Source organism: Paraburkholderia sp. J7 (genome assembly GCF_905220155.1).
GTDB lineage: Bacteria > Pseudomonadota > Gammaproteobacteria > Burkholderiales > Burkholderiaceae > Paraburkholderia.
The window spans coordinates 1-529 of record NZ_CAJMYZ010000095.1; the positions used below are offsets into that span (position 1 = coordinate 1).

At 64.8% G+C, this 529-nt stretch carries 1 protein-coding gene; it reads left to right on the forward strand.

The window, feature by feature from the left end:
• Nucleotides 1-529: FAD-binding protein (locus U5A58_RS40485; protein WP_321965464.1), on the forward strand; the 529-nt coding region annotated here is incomplete at both ends.

Here is a 529-nt window from a genome sequence, read left to right on the forward strand (position 1 = left end):
CGGCCTGTCGGTTTGCGTGCTCTCGAAGGTGTTCCCCACGCGTTCGCACACGGTGGCGGCGCAGGGCGGCATCGGCGCCTCGCTCGGCAACATGAGCGAAGACAATTGGCACTATCACTTCTACGACACGATCAAGGGTTCCGACTGGCTCGGCGACCAGGACGCGATCGAGTTCATGTGCCGTGAAGCGCCGAACGCCGTGTACGAACTCGAACACATGGGCATGCCGTTCGACCGTAACGCCGACGGCACGATCTACCAGCGCCCGTTCGGCGGCCACACGGCCAACTACGGCGAGAAGCCGGTTCAGCGCGCCTGTGCGGCTGCTGACCGTACCGGCCACGCGCTGCTGCACACGCTGTATCAGCAGAACGTCGCGGCGAAGACCACGTTCTTCGTCGAATGGATGGCGCTCGACCTGATCCGCGACGCCGAAGGCGACGTGCTCGGCGTGACCGCGCTCGAAATGGAAACGGGCGACGTCTATATCCTCGAAGGCAAGACCACGCTGTTCGCCACGGGCGGCGCG